We start from the raw sequence: 26,032 nt of genomic DNA, 5'->3' as shown, positions 1-26,032 counted from the left end.
GGCGCTGACAGTTAAGCATGGATCATTGTTCGTCGAATTTTCGTCAAATTTTCTGAAATCAGGGTGCCTTTCGAACGATTCGTGGCCCTTTTCTGGGCCCCAGGGCATGCAGCTTGTTTCTGCGCCGCACTCTGTCGCGGATATCTGCGACCTCGCGCGGTGGTGCCGCTATACCGGGCGCTGCTATGACGTTAGGCGGCCAACCCTCTATAATTAAAGATTCGCCTTAATCCCGGTTCGTCCACGCATGAAATCCTCAGAGATTCGCCAGAAGTTCCTGCAATTTTTCCAGTCGAAAGGGCACACGATTGTGCCTTCGGCGTCGCTCGTGCCGGGCAACGACCCCACGCTGCTCTTTACCAACTCGGGAATGGTGCAGTTCAAGGACGTCTTTACCGGCAAGGAAGCCCGTTCCTATTCGCGCGCGACGTCGTCGCAGCGCAGTGTGCGCGCCGGCGGCAAACACAACGACCTGGAAAACGTCGGTTATACGGCCCGGCACCACACGTTCTTTGAAATGCTGGGCAATTTCAGCTTTGGCGACTATTTCAAGCGCGACGCGATCCAATATGCCTGGGAGCTGTTGACCACCGTCTACAAGTTGCCGGCCGAAAAGCTCTGGGTCACGGTCTACCAAGAGGATGACGAGGCCTACGATATTTGGGCCAAGGAAATCGGGGTCCCCCACGAACGCATCATCCGCATTGGTGACAACAAGGGGGCTCGCTACGCGTCGGACAACTTCTGGCAGATGGCTGACACCGGCCCTTGCGGCCCGTGTTCCGAGATTTTCTACGACCATGGCCCCCATGTCTGGGGCGGCCCTCCGGGTTCCCCCGAAGAGGACGGCGACCGTTACATCGAAATCTGGAACCTCGTGTTCATGCAGTTCGAGCGTGATGCCGCCGGCAACATGGAGCCCTTGCCCAAACCCTGTGTAGACACCGGCATGGGCCTGGAGCGTATCGCGGCGGTCCTGCAGGGTGTGCATTCGAATTACGAGATTGACCTGTTCCGTAACCTGATCCAGGCCGCTGCGCGCGAAACCGGCGTCAAGGATCTTGCAGACAACTCGTTGAAAGTCATCGCCGACCATATTCGTGCGTGTTCTTTCCTGATTGTCGACGGCATTATTCCCAGCAACGAGGGCCGGGGTTATGTGCTGCGCCGTATCGTGCGTCGTGCGCTGCGCCACGGTTACAAACTTGGGCAAACCAAGCCGTTTTTCCACAAGTTGGTCCCGGATCTGGTTGCCGAAATGGGGCAGGCCTATCCCGAGCTGGCTCAGGCGGCCGAGCGCGTCGCGCAGGTGCTCAAGCAAGAAGAAGAGCGCTTTGGCGAAACCCTCGAACATGGGATGAAAATCCTGGATGGTGCGCTGGCCGGCGTGTCGGCAGGGGCACAGTTGGACGGCATGACGTTGTTCACGCTGTACGACACCTATGGCTTTCCGGTGGATCTGACCGCCGACATTTGCCGCGAGCGCAATGTCGAGGTCGATATGGACGGCTTTGAGGCTGCGATGGCGCGTCAGCGGGATCAGGCACGCGCCGCCGGCAAGTTCAAAATGGCCGAAGGCCTGAGCTACGAGGGGGCCGAGACACGCTTTGAGGGCTATGACAAGCTCGAGCTCGACGGGGTCAAGGTCACTGCGCTGTACGTGGATGGCACTCAGGTCGACCGTGTTCAGGCTGGCCAAAAGGCCGTCGTGGTGCTGGATGCCACGCCTTTTTATGCCGAATCGGGCGGCCAGGTCGGTGACACCGGTTTGCTCGAGGGGGGCGGGGTTCGCTTTGCCGTGGCCGATACCCTCAAGATTCAGGCCGGCGTCTTTGGGCACCATGGGGAGCTCGAATCCGGTGCCCTGACCGTCGGAGACACGTTGCTGGCACGCGTGGATGCCGTGCGCCGTGCGCGCACGGTACGTAACCACTCGGCGACCCATTTGATGCACAAGGCCTTGCGCCAGGTGTTGGGTAGCCATGTGCAACAACGTGGCTCGCTGGTGGATCCGGACAAGACCCGGTTCGACTTCGCTCACGATGCGCCGATGACGTCCGAGCAGCTCGCGCAGGTTGAATCCATCGTCAACGCCGAGGTGCTGGCAAACCAGCCCGCCCAGGCCCAGGTCATGGCGTATGACGATGCCGTCAAGGGTGGCGCCATGGCGTTGTTCGGTGAAAAATACGGCGACACGGTGCGGGTGCTGGATATCGGTTTCTCGCGCGAACTGTGTGGCGGTACGCACGTCACCCGTACGGGCGATATCGGTCTGTTCAAGATCGTGAACGAAGGGGGGGTCGCGGCTGGCGTGCGCCGGATTGAGGCCATCACCGGCGATAACGCTCTGGTATGGGTACAGAATCAACAGGCCTTGCTGCTGCGTGCAGCGGGCGTGTTGCGCAGCACGCCCGCAGATCTGCCCGAACGTATCGCCCAGGTGCAGGATCAGGTGCGTGCGCTAGAGCGAGACCTGGAGCAGGCGCGCGGCAAATTGGCCGCCAGCGCGGGCAATGACCTGGCCGCCAAGGCTGCCGACATCAAGGGTGTCAAGGTATTGGCCGCCAGCATCGGCGACGTCGATCCCAAGGCCCTGCGTGGAATGGTAGACAACCTCAAAGACCGCCTGAAATCGGCCGTCGTATTGCTGGCCAGCGCCGGCGGCGATGGAAAGATCAGTGTGGTGGGTGGCGTGACGGCCGATCTGACAGGCCGCGTCAAGGCGGGCGAGCTGGTGGGCTTTGTGGCGAGCCAGGTCGGCGGCAAAGGGGGGGGGCGGCCCGATATGGCGATGGGCGGTGGATCCGACGCCCAGGCGTTGCCGGCCGCTGTGGCCAGCGTGACAGGATGGGTTGATGAACGCCTCTGATATTGTCGAGGGTCTGCCGGCTTTCCAGCACGAGGTCGATGCCAGCGGGTTGACTTGCCCGCTGCCCATCTTGCGTGCCAAAAAAGCCTTGGCTCAAATGGAGAGCGGTCAGGTGTTGCGCGTGACCACGACCGACCCCAAGGCCACGCGCGATTTTCAGGCCTTCGCCAAGCAGACTGGTAACGAGCTCGTCGCGCAGCACGAGGCCCAAGACGCTGTTTTACATTTTTTGCGTCGGAGATAAGTACCGCCCTCTGGGAGTAGGGTGAGGTAAGGCTTGCCATGACTCTCGATTTAATGCTAGAATCTTCCGTTTTTCACAACTAATTCAAGGGATTACCTATGGTGGTGATTCGCATGGCCCGCGGTGGCTCCAAAAAGCGTCCGTTCTACAACCTGGTAGCTGCCGATTCGCGTAATCGTCGCGATGGCCGCTTTATCGAGCGCGTGGGTTTTTACAACCCCGTCGCCAGCGATAGCGCGGAAAAGCTGCGTATTGCGCTGGATCGCGTTGAGTACTGGACCAAGACCGGCGCACAACTGTCGCCCGCCGTCGAGCGTCTGGTCAAAGACTACTCGGCCAAGGTTTCCGCCGCAGCCTAAGGGCTCGCCGGAAATCCTGTGCATCGTTCGGTTGCTGGCCCTATGCCTGATGCCACGACTCGCAACGTAGTGCCTGACGACTTAGTCGAATTAGGCCGCGTCAGCGGGGCGTATGGTGTCAAGGGTTGGGTTAAAGTGCAGCCGCATTCCGCACAGGCTGATGTACTACGCCGGGTGAAAACCTGGTGGTTGGCTCGCCTCGCCCCCGAAACGGCGCGAGGCGTTGTCACGTCTGCACCTCATACTTATCGAGTATTACAGGCCCGGCCCCAGGGCACGACCGTCGTGGCTCAGCTAGATGGTATTGACGATCGCGATCAGGCCGAGGCGTTGCGTGGTTGCTCCGTACAGGTGCCGCGTAGCCAATTCCCGGTGGCCGCAGACGATGAATACTATTGGGTTGATCTGATCGGCTGCGCATTTTATTCGGACGCCGAGGGCGAACTCGCTCGTATCGGTGTTGTCGAGGACGTGGCCGATAATGGCGCGCACGCGATCTTGCGTGTCGTGTTGCAGCGCGCTCCAGCGCCGGGTGCTGAGCCTGAGCCCAGGCTTGACGCCAAGGGTCGCCCGCTGGAAATGCTGGTGCCTTTTGTGGGTGCCCACATTCTGGCGGTCGATTTGTCGGCGCGCCGCATTGATAGCAACTGGCCCGCGGAATTCTGATGCGCTTCGATGTCGTCACGCTTTTTCCGGACATGTTCGGAACGGTGCGCGACTTGGGTGTTACCGGCAGAGCCCACACGCAAGGCCTATGGGCGTTGCGTGCCTGGAATCCCCGCGACTATACCCACGATGTGCACCGCACTGTTGACGACCGTCCTTATGGCGGTGGCCCTGGCATGGTGATGATGGCGGCCCCGCTAGAGGCCGCTGTCGCCGCTGCGCAGCAAGATCGCGCCGCTCAGGGGGGTGGGCTAGCGCCCGTGGTGCTGTTGTCGCCTACGGGCCGTCGCTACGACCAGCAAGCCGCCCAGTCGTTGGCCGACAGTGCGGGGGCGATCCTGATCTGTGGCCGCTACGAGGGCATCGACCAGCGCTTTATCGATCGTTGTGTAACGGACGAGATTTCGCTCGGTGACTTTGTCTTGTCGGGCGGAGAAATCGCCGCACTGGCAGTGGTCGATGCCGCGGTACGGCTCTTGCCTGGTGTCCTGAATGATGGCGACTCCGCATTACAGGACTCCTTTAACGACACGCTTTCCGGCTTGCTCGATAGCCCGCACTACACGCGGCCCGAGGTGTATGACGGTCAGAGCGTCCCCGCTGAATTGCTGAGCGGCCATCACGCGAACATCGCGCGTTGGCGCCGCGAGCAATCCCTGCGCCTCACGGCAGCACGCCGTCCTGATCTGCTAGCCCGCGCACGCGCCAATGGTTGGCTGACCAAGGCCGATGAACGTTATCTGGCGACGCTGGCGTCCGGGTTGTAGATCTTTCCGCTGCCACGCGGGATAAAAACGAATTCACTCCCTCAGGGCCAGGGCAATCTGGTCTGCGCAGGTCTGGGCCACCGGGCTGAGTTTCTTGCCGCTCAAGGTCACAATGCAGATTTGCCGTTTGATGTTGGCCGGGCGAATAGGCACGACCTGATAGTTGGCGCTGCCGTCTTTGGGTACGCAGATCATGGGAAGGATGGCAGCGCCAAGCCCCGCTTCTACCATACTGATAACCGTCTGATGATGGGTCAGTTCGATTTTGGGGAGATAGCGTAAGCCGGCATTCCGGAAGGCGACTTCTACCGTCGTTCGCACCGCCGTCTCGTGAGACAGCGCGAGTTGATCGAATTGATTTAGGGTCTTCAGCGTGATGTATTTCCGATTCGCCGCGATTGAACGGGGAAGGATGGCAACGAATCGATCATCGATGATTGGTGTGTGATCCAGTTCGCGCGAGTCCTCGTGTAGGGGCGCGACGGCGAAATCGGTAACGCGTTCTCTCAGGTGTTGATGGATCTGATTGATCGGCCCTTCGTGTAGTTCTAACGTGACGTTCGGATACCTGCTTTTGAACTCACCCAAGACAGCCGGCAGTTTCAGGCTTGAAATCGACGGAACCGTGCCAATTGATACGTGGCCTCCGCGTAGTGCCGACCGGTCTCCCAGCTCTCGGGAGATATCCGCCAGTTCACGGATAACTGTCTGGCAACGTGCATAAAACAATTGGCCGTCAGGCGTCATGACGACTTGCCGTGTGGTGCGATCAAAAAGTGGAACGCCCAATTCCGCCTCGAGTTGTTGCACGTGAGTGCTGACCGCCGCAGGCGAGCGATGCAGTTTGGCACTGGCAGCGCTAAAGCTGAGTAGCTCGGCGACGGCAATAAAACTCTCGATACGGCGAAGGTTCATCCATTGCTCCGAGAAACCTCGGCATTCCTGCCGGGGAGGAAAGGGACGCCGCCGTCAGGCTGCAGGATTGGTCTTACTTGAGCTGTTGTCTGGATGGATATCCAGCCATCTGGTTTGGTTTGAATAGTATCTCGGGCATGCAAACCAAACGTGCCTACCGATTCCGGTTCTATCCCACGCCCGAGCAAGCGATCACGCTGGCTCGCACGTTTGGTTGTGTGCGTATGGTCTATAACCACATGCTTAATCTTCGTTCGACGGCCTGGGCCCAGCGGCAAGAGCGTCTGGCGTATCACGCGACCTCGGCTGCACTGACGGCGCTGAAAAAGACGCCGGACCACCTCTGGTTGAACGAGGTCAGTAGTGTTCCTCTGCAACAAACGCTGCGCCATTTGCAAACGGCGTTTGTTAATTTCTTCGCGAAACGCACGGGATACGCGCGATTCAAGCGCAAGGACGGTCCGCAATCTGCCGAATACACCGCCAGTGCCTTTCGCTGGGATGGCCGCTCGCTCAAGTTGGCGAAGATGCGCGAGGCGCTCCCGATTCGTTGGTCCCGTCAGCTCCCCAAGGCAGCCAAGGTCACCACCGTCACCGTCAGCAAAGACCCCGCAGGGCGATACTTTGTCAGCCTGCTGTGTGATGACATCGTGGCGCAGAAAACGCCCGCGCCGGGCTGTGTTGGGATTGATCTGGGACTGACTCATTTTGCGACGCTCTCAACAGGAGAAAAAGTCGATCGGTAAGACCTGAGTGCATGAGTGTTGATGCGCAACGGCTCGGTTCTATGAAGTGGGAATCCCTTTCCTTTTAGGGAAGGGAGCAGTCAATTTCTTCCGAAAAATCAAATAATTCTTTCAATATTACCGATTATCAAAACCATCGTCGGGTGATTCAATGGCCAGAAAGAGGAGGCGTGAAACATGGCTGTTGACTTTAGACCACTTTCGTTCGCTTTGGGCGCGGAGGTCATCGGGTTGGATCTGCATTCTCCTGTTTCTGAGGTTGAGTGGAAGCAGGTGCATCAAGGATTTCTGCAATTCGGTGTGCTCCTGATACGAGGCCAATCCATTTCCCGCGAGCAGCACATTGCGTTCAGTCGTCGATTTGGAGATTTGGATGAGCATGAGTCGCTGCCCATGGATCGGGACGCTACGTTGCCGGTGCTGTTGATGGTGACCAATGATCAAAAACCAGATGGTGGCCCGTCGAACTCTAGATACACCGGCCAGATGTGGCATTCCGATATGTCGTTCACGCTTGCGCCGGCGCTGGGGTCGCTTCTGCATGCGATTGAAGTGCCGCCCGTGGGAGGGGACACCCTGTTTGCGAACATGTATCTTGCCTATGACACGCTGTCAGGGCGCATGAAGCAGATGCTTGAGGGTTTGAATGGCGTTCACCATTCTGAGAGAAAAAATTCGGGACTATCCGCGACCTGGGAAAAGGAAAATCAACGGTTGAACCCACCCGTGGCGCAGCCTGTCGTGCGCGTTCATCCCGAGACGGGGCGTAAGGCGCTATACATCGGCGAAAAGGTTAAATGCTTCGAAGGAATGACGCAGGAAGAAAGCAAGCCTTTGATCGATTTTCTGATTCGTCACGCGACGCGTCCTCATTTTGTCTATCGCCATAGCTGGCAGGCGAACGATTTACTGATTTGGGATAACCGTTGCACTAGCCATCTCGCATTGGGAGATTACGACCCTCAGTGCAGGCGGCATCTGGAGCGCACAACCGTGCTCGGTACGCCTTCAGGGCACGTTGCGGAAATGGAGGTCACGGTATGACGGCCTGTCATCGAAGGGATGTGTTGCGCAGCATGGTTGCGGCATGCATGCTCGGGCCGTCTATGGCGTTTGCCGCCGAGCAAGAGGCTTTCCCCAGCAAGCCGATCCATATGATTGTGCCGTTTGCACCGGGCGGTTCCACGGACGTGTTGACACGCCTGATTGGTGCGCAGTTGTCCGAGCGACTAAAGCAGCCCGTGACGGTAGAGAATCGTACGGGCGCCAGCGGCAATATTGGCGCAGACTATGTGGCCAAGTCTTCTCCCGACGGCTATACGTTAATCATGGGTTCAATTGGAACGCATGCGACCAATCCGCTCATCTATCGCAACATGCCCTATGACCCCGTCACTGACTTCGCGCCCATTGCGTTGGCGGGCGAGGTCACACTCGTGTTGGTCGTCCATCCTGATCTGAAAGTGCAGAGCGTCAAGGAGCTCGTGCAACTGTTAAAGGGCAGCCCGGGCAGTATCAGTTATGCATCGGGAGGCGTGGGCGCATCTCAGCACCTTGCGGCCGAGTTGTTCAAATACTCGACTCAAACATCGATGCAGCACGTGCCGTACAAGGGCAGCGCGGGGGCCTTGGTCGATCTTGTGGGGGGACGAGTGCCAGTGATGTTTGCTGATTTGCCTCTTGTTCTGCCGCACATCAGGAGCGGCGCTTTGCGGGCGTTGGCGGTCTGTGATCCCGTGCGCAACGCGGTGATTCCAGAGGTCGTCACCATGCAAGAGGCGGGGATCGCGGACTATGTTGCCACGGCCTGGTATGCCCTGTTCGCGCCGGCAAAAACCCCGGCAAATCGCTTGCATCTGTTGCAGAGCAACGTCTCGGCGATCTTGCATGCACCCAAAACCAGTAAGGCAATACAAGACATAGGCGCCAAGCCTGGGGACGCGGTCGGCGAGAAGCTGCGCAAATTTCAATTGGATGAGATTGCGCGCTGGAAAACGGTCGTCAAAGTGGCTGGCATCAGCATGGACAACTGAGTCGCTTTACACGTCAAGGCATCAATAAGCATCGTCCCTGACGGCATCCGAGCAAATCATTCTGCTCGATGCCCCAGGGACGGGTTGCGTTTACGGTTGGGTGGCCGTCTTGTGTGGCGAGATGCGTTTACCCCAGCTTGGCCCGCTGTTCGTGGACCTTGGACAGGACGTCGTTGAATTGCGCTAAGCGGGCCTTTTCTTGCTCGACGACGGCGGCTGGCGCGCGCTCGACAAAGCTCGCGTTACCGAGTTTGCCGTTGGCTTTGGTGACTTCGCCTTCGAGGCGGGCGATTTCTTTGTCCAGGCGAGCACGCTCGGCCGCGACGTCGATTTCAACGTGCAGCATCAGGCGGGCGGTACCTACCACCTGTACCGGGGCGCCGGCATCGGGTAGCGTGTCGACCACATCGACTTGGCTGAGCTTGGCCAGTGCGGCCAGGTAAGGGCCATTGCGCTTGAGTGTGGCGGCGTCGCCTTGCGTAATGAGCGGGACTCGCTGTGCGGGGGATAGGTTCATCTCGCCGCGCAATGCGCGAACGGCTTCGACCTGGGCCTTCAGCTCCGCGACGTCCGCTTCGGCAGCGGCGTCGATGGCGTCGGGGTTGCTGCGCGGGTACGGCTGCACGCTCACGCTGTCGGTGGCATCGGCCTGGCGCTTGCCGGCCACGACCGAGACCTTTTGCCACAGGGCTTCGGTAATGAACGGAATGATGGGGTGGGCCAGGCGCAGCACGGCCTCGAGGACGCGAATCAGGGTGCGGCGCGTTCCCAATTGTTGGGCCGGCGTGCCGTTCTGGATCTGTACCTTGGCCAGCTCGACGTACCAGTCGCAATACTCGTCCCACACGTAGCGGTAGAGCGCGTTGGCGACGTTATCGAAACGATAGTCGGCAAAGCCGCGCTCGACTTCGGCTTCCAGTGCCTGCAATTGGCTGACGATCCAGCGATCGGCGAACGACAATTCGGCGGATTGATCGCCGGTCAGGTCGTGGCCTTCGGTATTCATCAACACATAGCGGGTCGCATTCCACAGCTTGTTGCAGAAGTTGCGATAGCCTTCGCAGCGCTTGAGGTCGAAGTTGATGTTGCGGCCCAAGGTGGCATAGGCCGCCATGGTGAAACGCAGCGCGTCGGTACCAAAAGACGGAATGCCATCAGGATACTGGCGACGGGTGGTTTTCTCGATGGTGCTCGCCTGCTTGGGGTTCATCAGCCCATAGGTCCGCTTGGCGATCAAGCCATCCAGGTCGATACCATCAATCAGGTCCACCGGATCTAGCGTGTTGCCCTTGGATTTGCTCATTTTCTGGCCGTCCGCATCGCGGATCAGGCCATGCACATACACGTGCTTGAACGGAATTTGACCCGTCAGGTGCGTGGTCAGCATGACCATGCGAGCCACCCAGAAGAAAATGATGTCAAAACCCGTGACCAGCACGCTGGACGGCAGATAGCGGCGCAGGTCAGGCGTGTCTTCGGGCCAGCCCAGCGTCGTAAAGGGAACCAGGCCCGACGAAAACCAGGTGTCCAGTACATCGTCGTCGCGCTTGAGCGGGCCCGTCACGCCCGCGGCGCGCGCTTGTTCCTGGGCCTGTGCCTCGGAGTGGGCGACGAATATCTGGCCGTCCTCGGCGTACCAGGCCGGGATCTGGTGGCCCCACCAGAGCTGGCGCGAGATGCACCAGTCCTGAATGTTGTTCAGCCACTGGTTGTAGATCGTGGTCCAGTTATCCGGATAAAACTTGATTTGGCCGTTGGCCACTACGTCCAGGGCAACCTCGGTGATGCTCTTGCCTGGATGCAGGGTGTCTTCGGGCGCGGGCTTGCTCATCGCCACGAACCACTGATCGGTCAGCATGGGTTCCAGCACCACACCGGTGCGGTCTCCCTTGGGCTGCATCATTTTATGCGGCTGGATCTTGACCAGGTATTGCTCGGCTTCGAGTTGGGCCACGACAGCTTTACGGGCCTCGTAGCGTTCCATGCCCTGGAATTGCTTGGGGCCGTTTTCGTTGATGTGCGCGTCCAGCGTGAAAATCACGATCAGCGGCAGATCGTGGCGTTGCGCGCAGGCGTAGTCGTTGAAATCGTGCGCGCCGGTGATTTTGACGCAACCGGTACCGAAATCAGGATCAACGAAGTCGTCGGCGATGATGGGAATGTTGCGGTCGCAGAGCGGCAACTCGACCATTTTGCCGATCAGGTGCTGGTAGCGGGGGTCGTCGGGATGTACGCACAGCGCGCCGTCAGCCAGCATGGTTTCGGGGCGGGTCGTGGCGATGGTCATGCCGCGCAGGGTGACCGTCTGTCCATCCTTGTCCACAATGGTTTGCGGGCCGTCGACAAACGGGTACAAAATGTGCCACATGTAGCCGTCGACTTCTTCGGACTGCACTTCCAGGTCGGAGACGGCCGTCAGCAGTTTGGGATCCCAGTTGACCAGCCGCTTGCCGCGATAAATCAGGCCCTGTTGGTACAGGCGCACAAAGGTTTCCACCACGCCGCGCGACATGCTGTCGTTCATGGTGAAGTATTCGCGAGGCCAGTCGGCGGAGGCGCCCAGGCGACGTACCTGGCTGGTGATGGTGTTGCCCGATTGCTCTTTCCATTCCCACACTTTTTCGACGAATTTTTCGCGACCCAGGTCGTAGCGTGAAATATTTTGGGCATCCAGGCGGCGTTCCACCACGATTTGGGTGGCGATGCCGGCATGATCGGTGCCCGGAATGAACACGGTGTCGTCGCCGCGCATACGGTGATAGCGCACCAGACCGTCCATAATGGTCTGGTTAAAGGCGTGTCCCATGTGCAGTGTGCCCGTAACGTTGGGCGGGGGAAACTGGACGACGTACGGTTGAGCGTCCGTCCCCGTTTTTACGTGTTGGCCCGCCGTGAAATAGCCGCGGCGCTCCCATTCGTTGTACCAGTGGGCTTCAAGCTCTGCGGGCTCAAAGCTCTTGGGCAGGTCGGCGGTGTGGGTGTCGGGGGAGGTTTGGGCAGCAGCTTCGGTCATTACGGGGTTCCGGCAAAAAACGGGGCCCGACCAATTTATTGGCCGAGCGAACCATTCATTTTAAGATGTATTACGGACTTGACGGCGTGTTAGAATGCCGGGTTACTGTAAACCCTACAGAAGTCCCTGTTTTTATTAGGAATTTGGAGTCTCCATGTCCGTCCAACGCACACTTTCGATTATCAAGCCCGATGCCGTGGCCAAGAACGTCATCGGTCAGATCGTCGCTCGCTTTGAAAACGCTGGCCTGAAAGTCATCGCCGCGCGCCTGCAACAACTGTCGCGTGCCGATGCCGAGCGTTTCTACGCCGTGCACAAAGAGCGCCCCTTCTTCAAGGACCTGGTTGATTTCATGGTCTCGGGCCCGGTGTTCGTACAAGCCCTCGAAGGCGAAAACGCCATCCAGACGAACCGCGACCTGATGGGCGCAACCGATCCCAAGAAAGCAGAGGCGGGCACCATCCGCGCCGATTTCGCTGACAGCATCGACGCCAATGCCGTGCACGGTTCCGATGCTCCCGAGACCGCCGCTGTGGAAATCGCTTTCTTCTTCCCCGAAATCAACATTCACAGCCGTTGATCCGGATTAGCATTGCCTGAGTACGTCATGGAAACCGCCGAACGCGTCAATCTCCTGGGCCTCGATGCCGCCAAATTGTCCGAGCTGGTCGGGCAGTGGGGGGGCAAGCCGTTTCGCGCCCGCCAGTTGCAGCGTTGGGTGCATCAGCGCGGGGCTGACTCGTTCGATGCCATGACCGATCTGGCCCGCGAGTTTCGCGGGCAATTGGCGCAGCACTGCCTTATCCAGGCGTCGCCGGTCAATACCGAGCAGCGCTCTTCCGACGGCACACGCAAGTGGCTGTTCGATGTAGGGCAGGGCAATGCCATCGAGACCGTCTTCATTCCCGAAGACGATCGCGGTACCTTGTGCGTGTCCAGCCAGGCAGGCTGTGCGGTGAACTGCCGCTTCTGCTCCACGGGCCACCAGGGGTTCAACCGCAATTTGCAAACCAGCGAGATCATCGGCCAGTTGTGGTGGGCCAAGCGCGTTCTCGAGGCAGACGCCGGTACGGCGCGCCTGGGCGAAGGGCGCAACGACGATACGCGCGTCATCAGCAACGTTGTCATGATGGGCATGGGCGAGCCTCTGCTCAATTACGATCAGTTGTTGCCTGCGCTGCGATTGATGCTGGACGACAACGCCTATGGCTTGTCGCGCCGCCGCGTCACGGTATCGACTTCCGGTGTTGTTCCCATGATGGATCGGCTCGCCAAAGATTGCCCGGTGGCGTTGGCCGTCTCATTGCACGCGCCGACAGACGCGCTGCGTGATGATCTGGTGCCGCTGAACAAAAAATATCCGCTGGCAGAATTGCTGGCGGCGTGCGAACGCTATCTGGCCAGCGCGCCGCGAGATTTCATTACTTTCGAATACTGCATGCTGGACGGGGTGAACGATAGCGATCAGCATGCCAAGGCGCTGATCCAGGTCGCGCGTCAGGTACGCTGCAAGCTCAACCTGATTCCTTTTAATCCGTTCCCCGCCTCGGGCCTCAAGCGTTCGCCTTCCGCCCGAGTCAAGGTTTTTGCCCAGCGTCTGATGGATGCCGGTATTGTGACGACGGTACGCAAAACGCGTGGCGACGATATCGATGCGGCTTGTGGGCAGTTGGCCGGCGAGGTCCGTGACCGTACGCGTGTTGCCCAGCGTAATGCTGGCCGATCCATTCCTATTGCACAGGTGCCGGCATGACGCAAGAGCTTGATGCGCTCGCTCTTTCTACCGAGTCAAACTCCCAAGAGCAGGCGGCACGTGTCGATACCTCGACACCTGTAGGCCAAGCCTTGCGCAGTCTACGTGTCGCCAAGGGGTGGTCCTTGGACGACGTCTCGAGCCGCATCAAGTTCTCGCCACGCCAGATCCAGGCGCTCGAAGACGAACAATGGGACAAATTACCCAAAGGCGTTTCCTTGCGTGGACTGGTTCGCAGCTACGCGCGCTTGCTCGACACCGATGCAGCCGCTATCGTTTCTTCGGTCGAAAGCCAGGTCGGCGTGTTGTCGGCGCCGGGCTCTGTTCACCGGGAATCACGCACCGTTCCCATTCCCGTGGCCGTTAGCGGGCGCAGCGATAGTCGCAGTGCCGCCCCTTGGGGTTGGCTATGGGTGATCCTGGCCCTGTTGGTGGCGTTGGGCGCGTATGCGATCTGGCAAGGCTGGTTACCCGCCGATTGGTTGCCCGGTTGGCTGTCCAGCGCAAACCCGTAATCCAATAGACGCATGCAAGAGTTGCCATTGCCCTGCCAAGACGCCCCGCCTCCAGAGGTAGGGGCTGCGCCACGCCGCCAAACCCGGTCGGTTGCTGTCACATGGGGGGATCGCGTGGTCACGATTGGTGGCCAGGCGCCGGTCGTGGTGCAATCCATGACCAATACCGATACCGCAGAGCCCATCGCGACCGCTATTCAGGTCAAGGACTTGGCGCAAGCCGGTTCCGAACTGGTGCGCATTACGGTCAACACCCCCGAAGCCGCGCGCGAGGTCATTGCGATCCGAGAGCAACTCGATCGCATGGGCGTATCGGTGCCGTTGGTGGGCGATTTTCATTACAACGGCCACAAACTCCTGACGCAATTTCCCGATTGCGCGCAGGCGTTGTCCAAGTACCGCATCAACCCCGGCAATATGGGGGGCGGAAAGCGCCGCGATGACAATTTTGCGCAAATGATCGAAGTCGCTTGCCGTTACGACAAGCCAGTGCGCATTGGCGTCAATTGGGGCAGCCTGGATCACGAGTTGATGGCGCGCAAGATGGACGAAAACAGCCGCCGCGCCCAGCCCTGGGAAGCCCAGGCCGTGATGCGCGACGCGTTGGTGGTCTCGGCTATCAGCAATGCGCAGCGGGCCGAAGAGCTCGGTCTGCGCGGTGATGCCATCATCTTGTCCTGCAAGGTGAGTCACGTACAAGACCTGATCGCGGTGTACCGCGACCTGTCCGCACGCTGCGATTACCCGTTGCACCTGGGGCTCACCGAAGCCGGCATGGGCAGCAAAGGGATCGTTGCGTCGACCGCCGCCTTGTCGGTGTTGCTGCAGCAGGGTATCGGCGACACGATTCGTATTTCACTGACTCCCGAGCCCGGGGGCGATCGCACTCGCGAGGTCGTGGTGGCTCAGGAAATCCTGCAAACCATGAACTTGCGTGCGTTTACGCCCATGGTGGTGGCTTGCCCGGGTTGCGGTCGTACCAGCAGCACATTTTTCCAAGAACTGGCCGACAGCATACAGTCTTATTTACGCCGACAGATGCCTGTCTGGCGTGCCAATTACCCGGGCGTCGAGAGCATGAACGTTGCGGTGATGGGCTGTGTGGTCAATGGTCCCGGTGAGAGCCGCCACGCGGATATCGGGATCAGTTTGCCGGGTACGGGCGAAGTGCCCGCGGCACCGGTGTTTATCGACGGCGAACGTACCGTTACCCTCAAGGGGGAACGTATCGCCGAAGAATTCCAGACCATTGTCGAAGACTACGTCGCGCGCCGTTATGGTGCGCAGGCCACTCATTAAAAGTAAGGGCTGAGCCGTATGGTGGGCCGCAGTGCGGGCCGCCACGGCATGATGAAGATGACGCAAGCGTTTCAAAAAGTCGCCGCGATCCGCGGCATGAATGACGTACTGCCGGGCGATGGCGCTCGTTGGGAGCAATTCGAAGACATCGTGCGCAGTTGGCTGCGCAGCTACGGCTATCGCAATGTGCGCACGCCGGTGCTGGAGCACACCCGCTTGTTTACGCGCGGCATCGGCGAGGTCACGGACATCGTCGAAAAAGAGATGTATACGTTCACGGATGCACTCAATGGCGACTCGTTGACCATGCGTCCTGAAATGACGGCCGGTGTGGTGCGTGCCACCATCGAGCACAATCTGCTGTATGACCGGCCGCATCGCGTCTACAGCATTGGCCCCGTGTTTCGTCACGAGCGCCCGCAGCGCGGCCGCTATCGCCAGTTTCACCAGATTGACGTCGAAGCACTGGGCTTCGCCGGGCCGGACGTCGATGCCGAGCTCATCATCATGCTGGCGCGACTGTGGAAGCAATTAGGCCTGACGGATGTGCGTCTGGAACTGAACTCCCTGGGCTTGCCAGCCGAGCGCGCCGCCCACCGTGCCGCGCTGATCGCGCACCTGGAGCAGCATCGCGACGTGCTGGACGAAGACGGCCTGCGCCGTCTGTACACCAATCCGCTGCGCGTGCTGGATACGAAAAATCCGGCGATGCAAGCCATGGCCGACAGCGCGCCGCATTTGTTTGATTTCCTGGGCGACGAGTCACAGGCGCATTTCGATGGCTTGTGCCAACTGCTTGCGGATGCCGGAATCGAGTACCGACTCAATCCTCGTCTGGTGCGTGGCCTCGACTATTACAACTCGACCGTTTTCGAATGGGTTACGGATCGCCTGGGCTCGCAAGGTACGGTGTGCGGCGGTGGTCGCTACGATGGATTGGTTGAATTGCTGGGCGGCAAGCCCGCACCGGCCGTCGGGTTTGCTATCGGCATGGAGCGCCTGCTGGATCTGTGGGAGCAAAGCGCGCCCGCGGTCGCCACGGCAGAGTGCGACGTTTATGTTGTTCACCAAGGCGAACCCGCGCAACGCCTGGCCGCACGCGTGGGCGAGCAGCTACGCGATGCAGGGTTGGCGGTCATCGTGCATGCGGGTTCTGCCAGTTTCAAATCGCAATTCAAGCGGGCGGACGCCAGCGGTGCTCGCGTTGCGGTTATTCTTGGTAGCGATGAAGTGGCCGCGCAAACGGCCAGTGTCAAATTCCTGCGTGCGGATGCGGCTAGCGAGGCCGCGCAGCAACAGGTTCCACTGGACCGCTTGGCGGATGTTTTGAAATCCTAGGGTAAGCATGGCATACGATCTCGAAGAACAGGAACAACTCGACGCAATCAAGGCTTGGTGGGCTCGCTATGGCACGCTCGTCATGTCGCTGGTGGCTGTTGCGGCGCTTGCGTGGGGCGGTTGGTGGGGCTGGAAGGCCTATCAGGGCCATCGCGCCAATCAGGCCATGGGCTACTTTGAAGCCCTCGAAGACGCGGCCCGTCTAGAAAGCACGGATTCCGCCGCGCGTATCAAGGCAGCCATTTCGACGCTGCGTGATGATTACGCCGCGACGGGCTATGCGGCGCGCGGCGCGTTGGTCGCAGCGCAGGCCCTGGTCGAGCAAGGCGACGTCGATGGCGCTCGTCAGCAGCTCGAGTGGCTGTCGACTCAGTCCAAGCATCCGGCGCTGCAGCCTGTCGCGCGCGAGCGTCTGGCAGGCTTGTTGCTGGATCAAAAACAGTACGATGCCGCGCTGACCCAACTCGACAATCCGCCCGCGGCTTTTGCGGTGCTGTATGCGGACCGTCGCGGTGATATTTTGGCGGCTCAAGGCAAACCCGAGGATGCCCGCAAGGCGTGGCAGTCGGCCCTGGATGGACTGGGGGCAGGGGATCCTTTGCGACAAGCCGTGCAACTGAAATTGGACGCCCTCAGCGGAGCCTGACCGTATGACTATTTTGCGTTTTAACCGAGCTTTGCGTGGGGTTGCTTTTACTGCCAGCTTGCTGGCCCTGGCCGGCTGCTCGATATTTTCCAGTAACGACGATCGTTATGAACCCGCTGAGTTGACCGAGTACGCGCCGGGGTTGTCCGTGCGCCAGATATGGTCGACGTCCATCGGTAGCGGCGCGGGCCTGGGTTTCGTGCCGGCAGTCGTGGGCGATGCGGTTTATGCAGCGACCCCGGATGGCTCCGTGGCCAAGCTCGAGTTGGCCAGTGGTCGCGTGGTCTGGAAAGCCTCCACCGATACGGATCTGTCAGCGGGCGTGGGTAGCGATGGCAACACCACCGTGGTGGCGTCGCCCCTTGGTGATATCACGGCTTTTGACGACACCGGCAAAGTCAAATGGACGGCCAAAGCCTCCAGCGAGGTCGATGTCGCTCCGGTGGTCGGTTTCGGCGCCGTCGTGGTTCGTAGCGGCGACTATCGTATCCAGGCCTTTAATATCGAAACGGGCGAACGCCTCTGGAGCTTGCAACGCCCCGGGCCCGCACTGGCCTTGCGCAGCAGTGGCCAAATGCGCATTGCCGAGGGATTGGTCATTACGGGTCTGCCGGGCGGCAAACTCCTGGCGATCAACGTGGGTAGCGGTAACGTCCAGTGGGAAGGCACCGTGGCCACGCCGCGTGGCGCCAGCGACCTGGAGCGCCTGACGGATGTGGTGGGGTCGCCTCGCTTGGCGGGTAGCCTGCTGTGCGCCGTGGCCTACCAGGGTCGTATCGTCTGCTTTAACGTCAGCCAGGGCGGGCGCCCGGTATGGGCCAAGGATTTCTCCAGCGCCAGCGGTATGGCGATTGATGACCGATTTGCTTATGCGCCCGATCAGAACAGCGTGGTCAACGCCTTCGCCCTGGATAGCGGCTCCAATGTCTGGAAGCAATCTGCCCTGAAAAACCGCAAATTGACCGCGCCTGCAGCGATGGGTAACGCCATTGCAGTAGGCGATCTGGACGGCTACGTGCATTTCCTGTCGAGCAGTGATGGCAGTCTGCTGGCCAGATTGTCGGTGGGAGGCGGTGCCATCGTCTCGCCCTTGCAGGCCACGCCGTCCGGCGTGCTGGTACAAAATGGCAATGGCAATCTTGTGCTGATTGGCACTAACTAACTTTTATTTCTTAACTCAACCGTGTCTCTCAAGCCCGTCGTCGCCCTGGTCGGACGCCCCAATGTGGGCAAGTCGACCCTTTTTAACCGCTTGACGCGCTCTCGCGCGGCGCTGGTTGCCGATTTTTCGGGCCTGACGCGTGATCGCCATTATGGCGAGGGCAGGGTGGGGGATATTCCCTTTATCGCGGTGGATACCGGGGGTTTCGAGCCCGTCGCCAAGACCGGCATCTTGCGCGAAATGGCGCGCCAGACCCGGCAGGCGATTGCCGAGGCCGACGTGGTGGTATTCCTGGTCGATGCCCGGGCCGGCGTCAACGCGCACGACCACGAGATCGCCAAATTGTTGCGCAAGTCCGGGCAACAACGCGTCGTGCTGGCCGTCAACAAAGCGGAAGGCATGGGCGTCGGCAACGCCACCAGCGAGTTTCACGAGTTGGGTCTAGGCACGCCTTATCCGATTTCGGCGGCTCATGGCGATGGTATCGTCGACCTCATCGGCCTGGCGCTAGAGGATCTCGTCGAGCCTGAACCCGAACCCGACGAGGGCAGCGCTGTCGCCGATTTGCCGCCCGACCATCGCATCAAGCTGGCCATTGTCGGTCGGCCCAATGTCGGCAAATCCACGCTGATCAATACGCTGATGGGTGAAGAGCGTGTTATCGCGTTCGACTTGCCAGGCACGACGCGCGATGCGATCGAAATCGACTTCGAGCGTGACGGGCGCAAGTTCACCTTGATTGACACCGCCGGGCTGCGCCGGCGCGGCAAGGTTTTCGAAGCCGTCGAAAAATTTTCAGTCATCAAGACCTTGCAGGCGATCGAGGCCAGCAACGTTGTGCTCTTGATGATCGATGCGCAGACCGAGGTCTCGGACCAGGACGCGCATATTGCCGGCTTTGTGCTCGAGACCGGCCGTGCGGTGGTAGTGGCAATCAATAAATGGGATGGCCTGGACATCGATCAGCGCGAGCGCATCGAGCGCGAGTTCAATCGCAAGCTGCGGTTCTTGTCGTTCGCGCCCATGCATATGACGTCTGCCCTGAAGGGGCAGGGGATCAAGCCACTGCTGAAGTCCGTTGTGTCCGCGCATGCTGCGGCATTCGCCAAGCTGTCTACGCCTAAACTCACCCGTGAGTTGCAAGCTGCTGTCGAGCAGCAACCGCCTCCTCGCAAGGGGATTTTCCGTCCCAAGATGCGTTATGCCCACCAAGGCGGGCAGAATCCGCCTCTGGTCGTGATCCATGGCAATGCGCTAGACGCGATCCCGGACTCTTATCGTCGCTATCTGGAGACGCGTTTCCGAGAGGCTTTCAAACTTTCCGGCACGCCGCTGCGTATCGAGTTCAAGTCGTCAAATAATCCGTACGCGCAGGACAAATAAGCATGAGTCGTTTTTGGAGCCCCGTCGTGGGCAAGCTCAGCCCGTATGTGCCGGGCGAGCAGCCCAAGCTGCAAGACTTGGTCAAGCTCAATACCAACGAGCATCCGCTTGGGCCGTCTCCCAAGGCACTGCAGGCGATGCAGGCGGCTTGTAACGACAGTTTGAAACTCTATCCGGATCCGGGCTCCGAGCGTCTACGTGTGGCCGTCGCCGCCAATCTCGGTGTCCAACCCGATCAAGTGTTCGTGGGTAACGGGTCTGACGAGATCCTGGCGCACGCATTCCAGGGCTTGCTCAAGCACGATGCGCCGTTGCTGTTTCCCGATATCACGTACAGTTTTTACCCCGTGTATTGCGGGCTGTATCAAATCACGTATCAGGCAGTGCCGCTGACGGATGATTTCAGTATCGACGTGCAGGACTATCTGCCGTCGGTCGAGCGTAAAGCGGGGGGAATCATTTTCCCGAATCCCAACGCGCCGACCGGTCGCGCACTGCCACTGGCAGATATCGAACGTGTCGTCGCAGGCAACCCTGACATTGTTGTGGTCATTGACGAAGCCTACGTCGATTTCGGGGCGGAATCCGCCGCGAGCCTGGTTTCCCGTTATGACAATCTGTTGGTCATCCAGACTCTGTCCAAATCGCGTGCGCTGGCCGGTCTGCGAGTAGGGTATGCGGTCGGCAGCCGAGTGTTGATCGAAGCCCTGGAGCGCGTCAAAAACAGCTTCAATTCTTATCCTGTCGATCGCCTGGCCGAAGCCGGGGCAGTTGCCGCGCTAGAGGATAAAGCCTACTTCGAGAATGCCTGCCAGTTCGTGATAGCGACGCGCACCGCGTTGGTCAATGAGCTGCACGCGCTGGGTTTCCACGTGTTGCCGTCGGCAGCCAATTTCGTCTTTGCCCGTCATCCCGGACATGATGGTGCCGCGTTGGCCGCAGCCTTGCGTGAACGCAGTATCATCGTGCGCCATTTCAAGCAGGCCCGCATTGACCAGTTCCTACGCATTACCGTGGGAACTGAGTCGCAATGTGCGCGTCTGATAGAAGCTCTTAAAACCATCTTGGTCTAAGGGATAAACGACAGGGCAAACCATTTGCCCTGCCATTAACAAAAACCAGACACCATATGAAAGAATTTGCCCTGCAAGGCAAGTGGCACGCCTCGGGAAAACCTTGTAGAGTACATGTTTCGGCGTCTGCCACCACTCAAAACAAACAATGGAGCCTGGCCAATGAGCAATAAAGGGCAAACTCTGCAAGATCCGTTTTTAAACACGCTGCGCAAAGAACATGTGCCCGTGTCCATCTACTTGGTAAACGGTATCAAGCTTCAAGGGCAAATCGAATCTTTCGATCAGTACGTCGTGCTGTTGCGTAATACCGTCACGCAAATGGTGTACAAGCACGCCATTTCCACCGTGGTTCCCGCACGTGCTGTCAATTTTCAGGTGGATGCTCCCGCTGAATAATCGTCAAGCTCCGGCTGTACCTTTTTCTGCCCGCCGCACGGCTAGTGTCGGCGGGCATTTTCGCTGTAATGGGGCATTTTATTTGCCGTCGAGCCGCCCCAAGATAGAAACGCCCCATTTTGGGGCAGCAAGCCGTAGGCTCGGATTGAAGGAAAATGTATGCGTGCGTTGATTATCAGCGTTGATTTGGGTAATCCTGACTTCGCCGCGCATGCCGAAGAGTTCGCCATGCTGGCGCGTGGGGCGGGCGCCGAAATCGTCGGCACCGTGACGGCGCGGCGCGATCGTCCCGATGCCAAGTTTTTCATTGGCTCGGGCAAGGTCCAAGAGGCCGTCGTGATGGCCAACACATTGCTGGCTGATATCGTCTTGTTCGATCAGCCACTATCACCCGCGCAGCAGCGTAACCTTGAGCGCGAGTTCAGTTTGCGTGTGGTGGACCGGGTTGCACTCATCCTGGATATTTTTGCGCTGCGCGCCAAAAGCCACGAAGGCAAACTACAGGTCGAGTTGGCGCAGTTGCAGCATCTGGTCACCCGGTTGACGCGTCTCTGGACTCACTTGGAGCGCCAGCGTGGCGGGATCGGTATGCGAGGGCCTGGTGAGGCGCAGCTCGAAATGGATCGCCGCATTATCGGCGCCAAGGTCAAGATGCTGCGCGAACGACTGGATCGCGTAGAGCGCCAGCGGGTGACACAGCGTCGCGCGCGTGCGCGAGGCGGTGCGCTTTCCGTTTCATTGGTGGGGTACACCAACGCAGGAAAGTCCACCTTGTTCAATGCGTTGACCCGGGCGGGGGCCTATGCGGCAGATCAGTTGTTTGCCACACTGGACACCACGACGCGTCGCATCTGGATCGAGGGCACGGGATCTGTCGTGCTGTCTGATACGGTGGGCTTTATCCGTGATCTGCCCCCCAATTTGATCGCCGCATTTCGAGCCACCCTCGAAGAAACGATCCACGCGGACGTACTGTTGCACGTGGTGGATGCGGCCAGTCCGCAACGCGACGAGCAGATCGCCGAGGTCAACAAAGTCCTGGCCGAAATCGGCGCGGGATCGATTCCCACCATTCTGGTGCACAACAAGATTGATCGGGCTGGCCTGGAACCTCGGATCGAGCGTGATGCACATGGTACGATTGCGCGAGTATTTGTAAGCGCTACTGAGCGCGCCGGTCTGGATGCATTGCGCGGGGCAATTGCAGAGATCGGTCATATTGTGGGAAACAATGCCTCGAATTTCCAAACTCTTCAATCTGAATGATCCCGGCTGGGGTCGCGGTAATAATAATGGCTCCGAGCCGCCCAAAAGGCCAAAAGGCAACGGAGACAATCCGCCCGACCTCGACGAGGTCTGGCGCGATTTCAATAACCGCATTGGCTCGTTGTTCGGCCGTAAGGGCGGGGGTGGCAATAATCGCCCTGGCGGTGGTCGCGGGATGACGCCGCCGTCGCCGCGCGGCGCCCGTATCGGCCTGGGCGTTATCGCCGGGGTGCTGGTACTGCTGTGGTTGGCGAGCGGTTTTTATATCGTCCAGGAAGGCCAGGTCGCGGTGGTGACCCAGTTCGGCAAATACAAGAGCACGGCACCCCCTGGGTTCCAATGGCGTTTGCCGTATCCGATCCAGAGTACCGAGTCTGTCAATATTTCCCAGCTTCGTACGTTCGAAGTCGGGTTCCGGGGCGGCTCACGCAACAAGGTGTTGGCCGAATCGCTGATGCTCACCACTGACGAAAATATCGTCGATATGCAGTTCGTGGTGCAGTACCGCCTGCGTGCCGATGGGGCGCCGAATTACCTGTTCAATATGCGCGACCCGGACGATTCGGTTCGTCAAGCCTCCGAAACCGCCATGCGTGAAATCGTGGGCAAGAAGCCCATGGATTTCGTGCTATACGAAGGCCGTACCGAAGTCGCTGTCGAGGTTCAAAACCTGATGCAGCAGATTCTCGATCGTTACAAGTCGGGCATCCAGATCAGCACTGTGGCTATCCAGAACGTGCAGCCGCCCGAACAAGTGCAGGCCGCATTTGATGACGCAGTCAAGGCAGGCCAGGACCGCGAGCGCCAGATCAACGAAGGGCAGGCCTATGCCAACCAGGTCATCCCATTGGCGGGTGGTCAGGCGGCACGTATGGCTGAGCAGGCCGAAGGCTATCGCGCCAAGGTCATTGGCGATGCGCAGGGCGATGCGTCACGTTTCAACAGCATTTTGGCTGAATACCAAAAAGCGCCAAATATCATGCGTGAACGCATGTACCTGGAAACGATGCAGCAAATTTTCGCGAACGCCAGCAAGGTCATGGTCGACACCAAAAACGGCAACAACATGCTGTATTTGCCGCTCGACAAGATCATGCAGCAAACAGCGCGTGACGCTTCCGGGGTGAAACCCACTGCGTTGCCTGGCGCCAGCGTGCCCGCCGTGCCGGAACCTCCCCCGCGTAGTACTGGCACCGCAAATTCGTCCGGCAATACCGGTAATAGTGGCAGCAGTGGCAATACGCTGTCTCGCGATCGTTTGACGCGCTAATCCGGGGAGCCCAAGATCATGCAACGTTTCATGCCTATCCTGGTCGGCCTTCTGTTGGTGCTGGCCGCCCTGTCTTCCTGCGTCTTTACCGTACGCGAACGCGATTACGCCCTCGTGTTTTCACTCGGGGAGGTGCGCAAGGTCATTAGCGAGCCCGGCCTGTATTTCAAGGCGCCGCCGCCGTTCCAAAACGTCGTTACGCTGGACAAGCGCATCCTGACGATCGAGACCACCGAGGCCGAGCGCATCCAGACGTCCGAAAAGAAAAACCTGCTCATCGATTCGTACGTCAAATGGCGTATCGCCGATCCTCGCTTGTACTACGTGACCTTTGGCGGTAACGAGCGTGCCGCACAAGAGCGTCTGCAAGCGCAGATTCGCGATGCGCTGAACGCGTCGGTTAACGTGCGTACCGTCAAAGAAGTCGTGTCGTCAGAGCGCGACAAGATCATGACCGAAATTCTCACCACCGTGGCCAAGCGTGCTGAGCCATTGGGCGTGCAGATCGTCGATGTCCGGTTGCGTCGGATTGAGTTCGCGCCGGAAATCTCCGAATCCGTCTATCGTCGTATGGAGGCGGAGCGCAAACGCGTCGCCAACGAGTTGCGCTCCCTCGGTGCGGCAGAAGGCGAGAAAATTCGTGCCGAAGCCGATCGTGAACGCGAGGTGATCCTGGCCAAGGCGTATGCCAAGGCGCAGACGGTGATGGGTGAGGGCGATGCCGAGGCCAGCGGTTTGTATGCGGCCGCGTTTGGCAAAGACCCCGACTTCTATTCGTTCTACAAGAGCCTGGAGGCCTACCGTTCGTCGTTCTCGAAGCCGGGTGACGTCCTGGTGGTGGATCCGAGCTCGGAATACTTCCAGTTCATGAAGAGTTCCACCGGGCAGGCCAAGCCGGCCCAACCGTAAACGCCGGTTTTCAGGTCCTACGCGAAACCTCAGGAAAAAGGGCTTGTGCAGTACGCCACCGCGCGTACTGCACAAGCCCTCAAACCATGTACAATACCGCGTAAGCTAGAAAACATTCCGCAGGCGGCTGAGCGGGCTTACGCCCTTTCAGCCGCTTTTGTTTTGGGCGTCGCCCACGCAATTCTTCAAGTGTCATTCAGGTAAAAACACTCATGGGTAACTGGTTGCTGCCCGAAAACCTTGCCGACGTACTTCCGGCCGAGGCTCGGCGCATCGAGGAACTACGCCGCGGACTGCTCGATCTTTACCGTACCTACGGTTTTGAGCTAGTCGCGCCGCCCTTGGTCGAATACATCGATTCATTGCTGTCCGGTACCGGCAGCGATCTGGATCTGCGCACCTGCAAGTTGGTCGATCAGCTTTCTGGTCGCACCTTGGGGGTGAGGGCAGACATGACGCCGCAAGTGACGCGCATCGACGCGCACTTGCTCAATCGTGCCGGCGTCACCAGGCTCTGCTATTGCGGCACGGTGTTGCATGCCCGGCCGGCCGATTTATTGTCCAGCCGCGAGTTGCTGCAAATCGGCGCCGAGATCTACGGCCATGCAGGGTTCGAGGCGGACCTCGAGATTATTTCGCTCGTTCTGGATACCGTCGCGACGGCAGGAGTGCGTCAGCCCCGCCTGGATCTCTGCCATCCCGGCGTGGTACGCGCATTGGTCGACGCCGATCCCGCAGCCGCGGCGCGCGTACGAGACATCATTTTGCTGCTGCGCGAAAAAGACATCCCCGGCCTGGCGAGCTTGGCACAACAGGCGGACGGCATGCGTGCCGACACGCTGGCGGCCTTGCAATGTCTGGCCGGCCTCTACGGGGGGCCGGAGATCCTCGGGCAGGCCCGGCGCGACCTGCCTTTGCTGCCTGGTGTGGCGGCCGCACTCGATGCACTGCAAAACATCATTGATGCCATGCCCGACGTAGCGCTGGGTGTGGATCTGGCTGATATCGGTGGCTACGGCTACCATTCTGGCGTGACCTTTGCGCTGTATGCCGAGGGCTGGCACGATGCCTTGGTCAGTGGTGGTCGTTATGACGACGTCAGTCGTGCTTTTGGTCGGGCTCGTCCCGCCACAGGTTTTAGTCTGGATTTGCGAAAGTTGGCACGCGGCTTGCCGCCTGCCGAGCGGGCGTGTGCGGTACGCGCGCCCTGGGGCCAGGATCCCGCCTTGGTTGCAGCAGTGCGGCAATTGCGGCGCGAGGGCAAGATTGTCGTACAGGTCTTGCCTGGCCACGAGCAAAGCCAGGATGAATTCATCTGCGACCGTGAGTTGACGTTGAAAGACGGCGCATGGGTGGTTCGAACGTTGTAAAACTGATTCCCCCTTGTCTACAAGGGGGCCGCAGGGA

General features: G+C 59.6%; 24 protein-coding genes. 22 read left to right on the top strand and 2 right to left on the bottom strand.

The window, feature by feature from the left end:
• The first annotated feature begins 247 nt into the window (after positions 1–247).
• The 5 genes from alaS (at position 248) to trmD (ending at position 4,905) form a co-directional block, all read left to right on the top strand.
• On the top strand, positions 248–2,869 hold the full coding sequence (gene alaS, locus ACNAZS_RS03620; protein WP_415786228.1) for an alanine--tRNA ligase: 2,622 nt from the start codon (positions 248–250) through the stop codon (positions 2,867–2,869).
• Positions 2,856–3,113, top strand: a complete 258-nt coding sequence (locus tag ACNAZS_RS03615) for a sulfurtransferase TusA family protein (protein ID WP_415786226.1) — start codon at positions 2,856–2,858, stop codon at positions 3,111–3,113. The genes alaS and ACNAZS_RS03615 overlap by 14 nt, the downstream gene beginning before the upstream one ends.
• A 98-nt stretch (positions 3,114–3,211) precedes the next feature.
• Entirely contained in the window at positions 3,212–3,472 is a 261-nt protein-coding gene (gene rpsP / locus ACNAZS_RS03610) for a 30S ribosomal protein S16 (protein ID WP_415786224.1), read from the top strand.
• A gap of 42 nt (positions 3,473–3,514) precedes the next feature.
• Positions 3,515–4,138: a ribosome maturation factor RimM gene (gene rimM, locus ACNAZS_RS03605; RefSeq protein ID WP_415787052.1), complete on the top strand. Its 624-nt coding sequence runs from the start codon at positions 3,515–3,517 to the stop codon at positions 4,136–4,138.
• Positions 4,138–4,905 carry a tRNA (guanosine(37)-N1)-methyltransferase TrmD gene (gene trmD, locus ACNAZS_RS03600; RefSeq protein WP_415786222.1) on the top strand — a complete coding sequence of 256 codons (768 nt, stop codon included), beginning with the start codon at positions 4,138–4,140 and terminating at the stop codon, positions 4,903–4,905. The genes rimM and trmD overlap by 1 nt, the downstream gene beginning before the upstream one ends.
• 33 nt (positions 4,906–4,938) lie before the next feature.
• Here trmD and ACNAZS_RS03595 read toward each other — a convergent pair whose 3' ends face one another.
• Entirely contained in the window at positions 4,939–5,820 is an 882-nt protein-coding gene (locus tag ACNAZS_RS03595) for a LysR family transcriptional regulator (RefSeq protein WP_415786220.1), read from the bottom strand.
• Between the two features lie 137 nt (positions 5,821–5,957).
• Here ACNAZS_RS03595 and ACNAZS_RS03590 point away from each other — a divergent pair, with 137 nt between their 5' ends.
• The 3 genes from ACNAZS_RS03590 (at position 5,958) to ACNAZS_RS03580 (ending at position 8,599) form a co-directional block, all read left to right on the top strand.
• Positions 5,958–6,566: an RNA-guided endonuclease InsQ/TnpB family protein gene (locus ACNAZS_RS03590; protein ID WP_415786218.1), complete on the top strand. Its 609-nt coding sequence runs from the start codon at positions 5,958–5,960 to the stop codon at positions 6,564–6,566.
• Positions 6,567–6,743: 177 nt separating this feature from the next.
• On the top strand, positions 6,744–7,610 hold the full coding sequence (locus ACNAZS_RS03585) for a TauD/TfdA dioxygenase family protein (RefSeq protein WP_415786216.1): 867 nt from the start codon (positions 6,744–6,746) through the stop codon (positions 7,608–7,610).
• Complete coding sequence (locus tag ACNAZS_RS03580) at positions 7,607–8,599, top strand: Bug family tripartite tricarboxylate transporter substrate binding protein (RefSeq protein ID WP_415786214.1); 993 nt, start codon at positions 7,607–7,609, stop codon at positions 8,597–8,599. Before ACNAZS_RS03585 ends, ACNAZS_RS03580 begins: the two co-directional genes overlap by 4 nt.
• A gap of 127 nt (positions 8,600–8,726) precedes the next feature.
• Here ACNAZS_RS03580 and ACNAZS_RS03575 read toward each other — a convergent pair whose 3' ends face one another.
• Positions 8,727–11,612, bottom strand: a complete 2,886-nt coding sequence (locus ACNAZS_RS03575; protein ID WP_415786212.1) for a valine--tRNA ligase — start codon at positions 11,610–11,612, stop codon at positions 8,727–8,729.
• A 154-nt stretch (positions 11,613–11,766) separates the two neighbouring features.
• On the opposite strand from ACNAZS_RS03575, the gene ndk reads away from it, so the two are divergent.
• From ndk to ACNAZS_RS03505, 14 genes are all read left to right on the top strand, one after another.
• Positions 11,767–12,192 (top strand): nucleoside-diphosphate kinase, encoded by a 426-nt coding sequence (gene ndk, locus ACNAZS_RS03570; RefSeq protein WP_415786210.1) that lies wholly within the window; start codon positions 11,767–11,769, stop codon positions 12,190–12,192.
• A gap of 27 nt (positions 12,193–12,219) precedes the next feature.
• Positions 12,220–13,365 (top strand): dual-specificity RNA methyltransferase RlmN, encoded by a 1,146-nt coding sequence (rlmN, locus tag ACNAZS_RS03565; protein WP_415786208.1) that lies wholly within the window; start codon positions 12,220–12,222, stop codon positions 13,363–13,365.
• Positions 13,362–13,880: a helix-turn-helix domain-containing protein gene (locus ACNAZS_RS03560; RefSeq protein WP_415786206.1), complete on the top strand. Its 519-nt coding sequence runs from the start codon at positions 13,362–13,364 to the stop codon at positions 13,878–13,880. Before rlmN ends, ACNAZS_RS03560 begins: the two co-directional genes overlap by 4 nt.
• Positions 13,881–13,892: 12 nt before the next feature.
• Positions 13,893–15,179: a flavodoxin-dependent (E)-4-hydroxy-3-methylbut-2-enyl-diphosphate synthase gene (ispG, locus tag ACNAZS_RS03555; protein ID WP_415786204.1), complete on the top strand. Its 1,287-nt coding sequence runs from the start codon at positions 13,893–13,895 to the stop codon at positions 15,177–15,179.
• A 57-nt stretch (positions 15,180–15,236) separates the two neighbouring features.
• Positions 15,237–16,517 (top strand): histidine--tRNA ligase, encoded by a 1,281-nt coding sequence (gene hisS, locus ACNAZS_RS03550; protein ID WP_415786202.1) that lies wholly within the window; start codon positions 15,237–15,239, stop codon positions 16,515–16,517.
• A gap of 7 nt (positions 16,518–16,524) precedes the next feature.
• Positions 16,525–17,163 (top strand): YfgM family protein, encoded by a 639-nt coding sequence (locus tag ACNAZS_RS03545; RefSeq protein WP_415786200.1) that lies wholly within the window; start codon positions 16,525–16,527, stop codon positions 17,161–17,163.
• 4 nt (positions 17,164–17,167) lie between these two features.
• Positions 17,168–18,325, top strand: coding sequence for an outer membrane protein assembly factor BamB (bamB, locus tag ACNAZS_RS03540; protein WP_415786198.1), 1,158 nt, complete (start codon positions 17,168–17,170; stop codon positions 18,323–18,325).
• 21 nt (positions 18,326–18,346) lie between these two features.
• A complete protein-coding gene (gene der, locus ACNAZS_RS03535) occupies positions 18,347–19,708 on the top strand; it encodes a ribosome biogenesis GTPase Der (protein ID WP_415786196.1) in 1,362 nt (453 codons plus the stop codon).
• Positions 19,709–19,710: 2 nt separating this feature from the next.
• A complete protein-coding gene (gene hisC / locus ACNAZS_RS03530; protein WP_415786194.1) occupies positions 19,711–20,781 on the top strand; it encodes a histidinol-phosphate transaminase in 1,071 nt (356 codons plus the stop codon).
• Between the two features lie 162 nt (positions 20,782–20,943).
• The gene (hfq, locus tag ACNAZS_RS03525; protein WP_415786192.1) at positions 20,944–21,180 is read left to right on the top strand and encodes an RNA chaperone Hfq; all 237 of its coding nucleotides are present in this window, start codon (positions 20,944–20,946) and stop codon (positions 21,178–21,180) included.
• 159 nt (positions 21,181–21,339) lie between these two features.
• Complete coding sequence (hflX, locus tag ACNAZS_RS03520) at positions 21,340–22,446, top strand: GTPase HflX (RefSeq protein ID WP_415786190.1); 1,107 nt, start codon at positions 21,340–21,342, stop codon at positions 22,444–22,446.
• Positions 22,412–23,716, top strand: a complete 1,305-nt coding sequence (gene hflK, locus ACNAZS_RS03515; RefSeq protein ID WP_415786188.1) for an FtsH protease activity modulator HflK — start codon at positions 22,412–22,414, stop codon at positions 23,714–23,716. Before hflX ends, hflK begins: the two co-directional genes overlap by 35 nt.
• A gap of 18 nt (positions 23,717–23,734) precedes the next feature.
• Complete coding sequence (gene hflC / locus ACNAZS_RS03510; RefSeq protein ID WP_415786186.1) at positions 23,735–24,625, top strand: protease modulator HflC; 891 nt, start codon at positions 23,735–23,737, stop codon at positions 24,623–24,625.
• Between the two features lie 212 nt (positions 24,626–24,837).
• Complete coding sequence (locus tag ACNAZS_RS03505; protein WP_415786184.1) at positions 24,838–25,995, top strand: ATP phosphoribosyltransferase regulatory subunit; 1,158 nt, start codon at positions 24,838–24,840, stop codon at positions 25,993–25,995.
• Positions 25,996–26,032 lie beyond the last annotated feature (37 nt).

The sequence above is a fragment of the Bordetella tumulicola genome (assembly GCF_965138755.1).
Classification (GTDB): Bacteria; Pseudomonadota; Gammaproteobacteria; order Burkholderiales; family Burkholderiaceae_B; genus Bordetella_A; species Bordetella_A tumulicola.
Note: the sequence above shows the minus strand (reverse complement) of the source record. Positions and strands in the feature narration are given on the sequence as shown.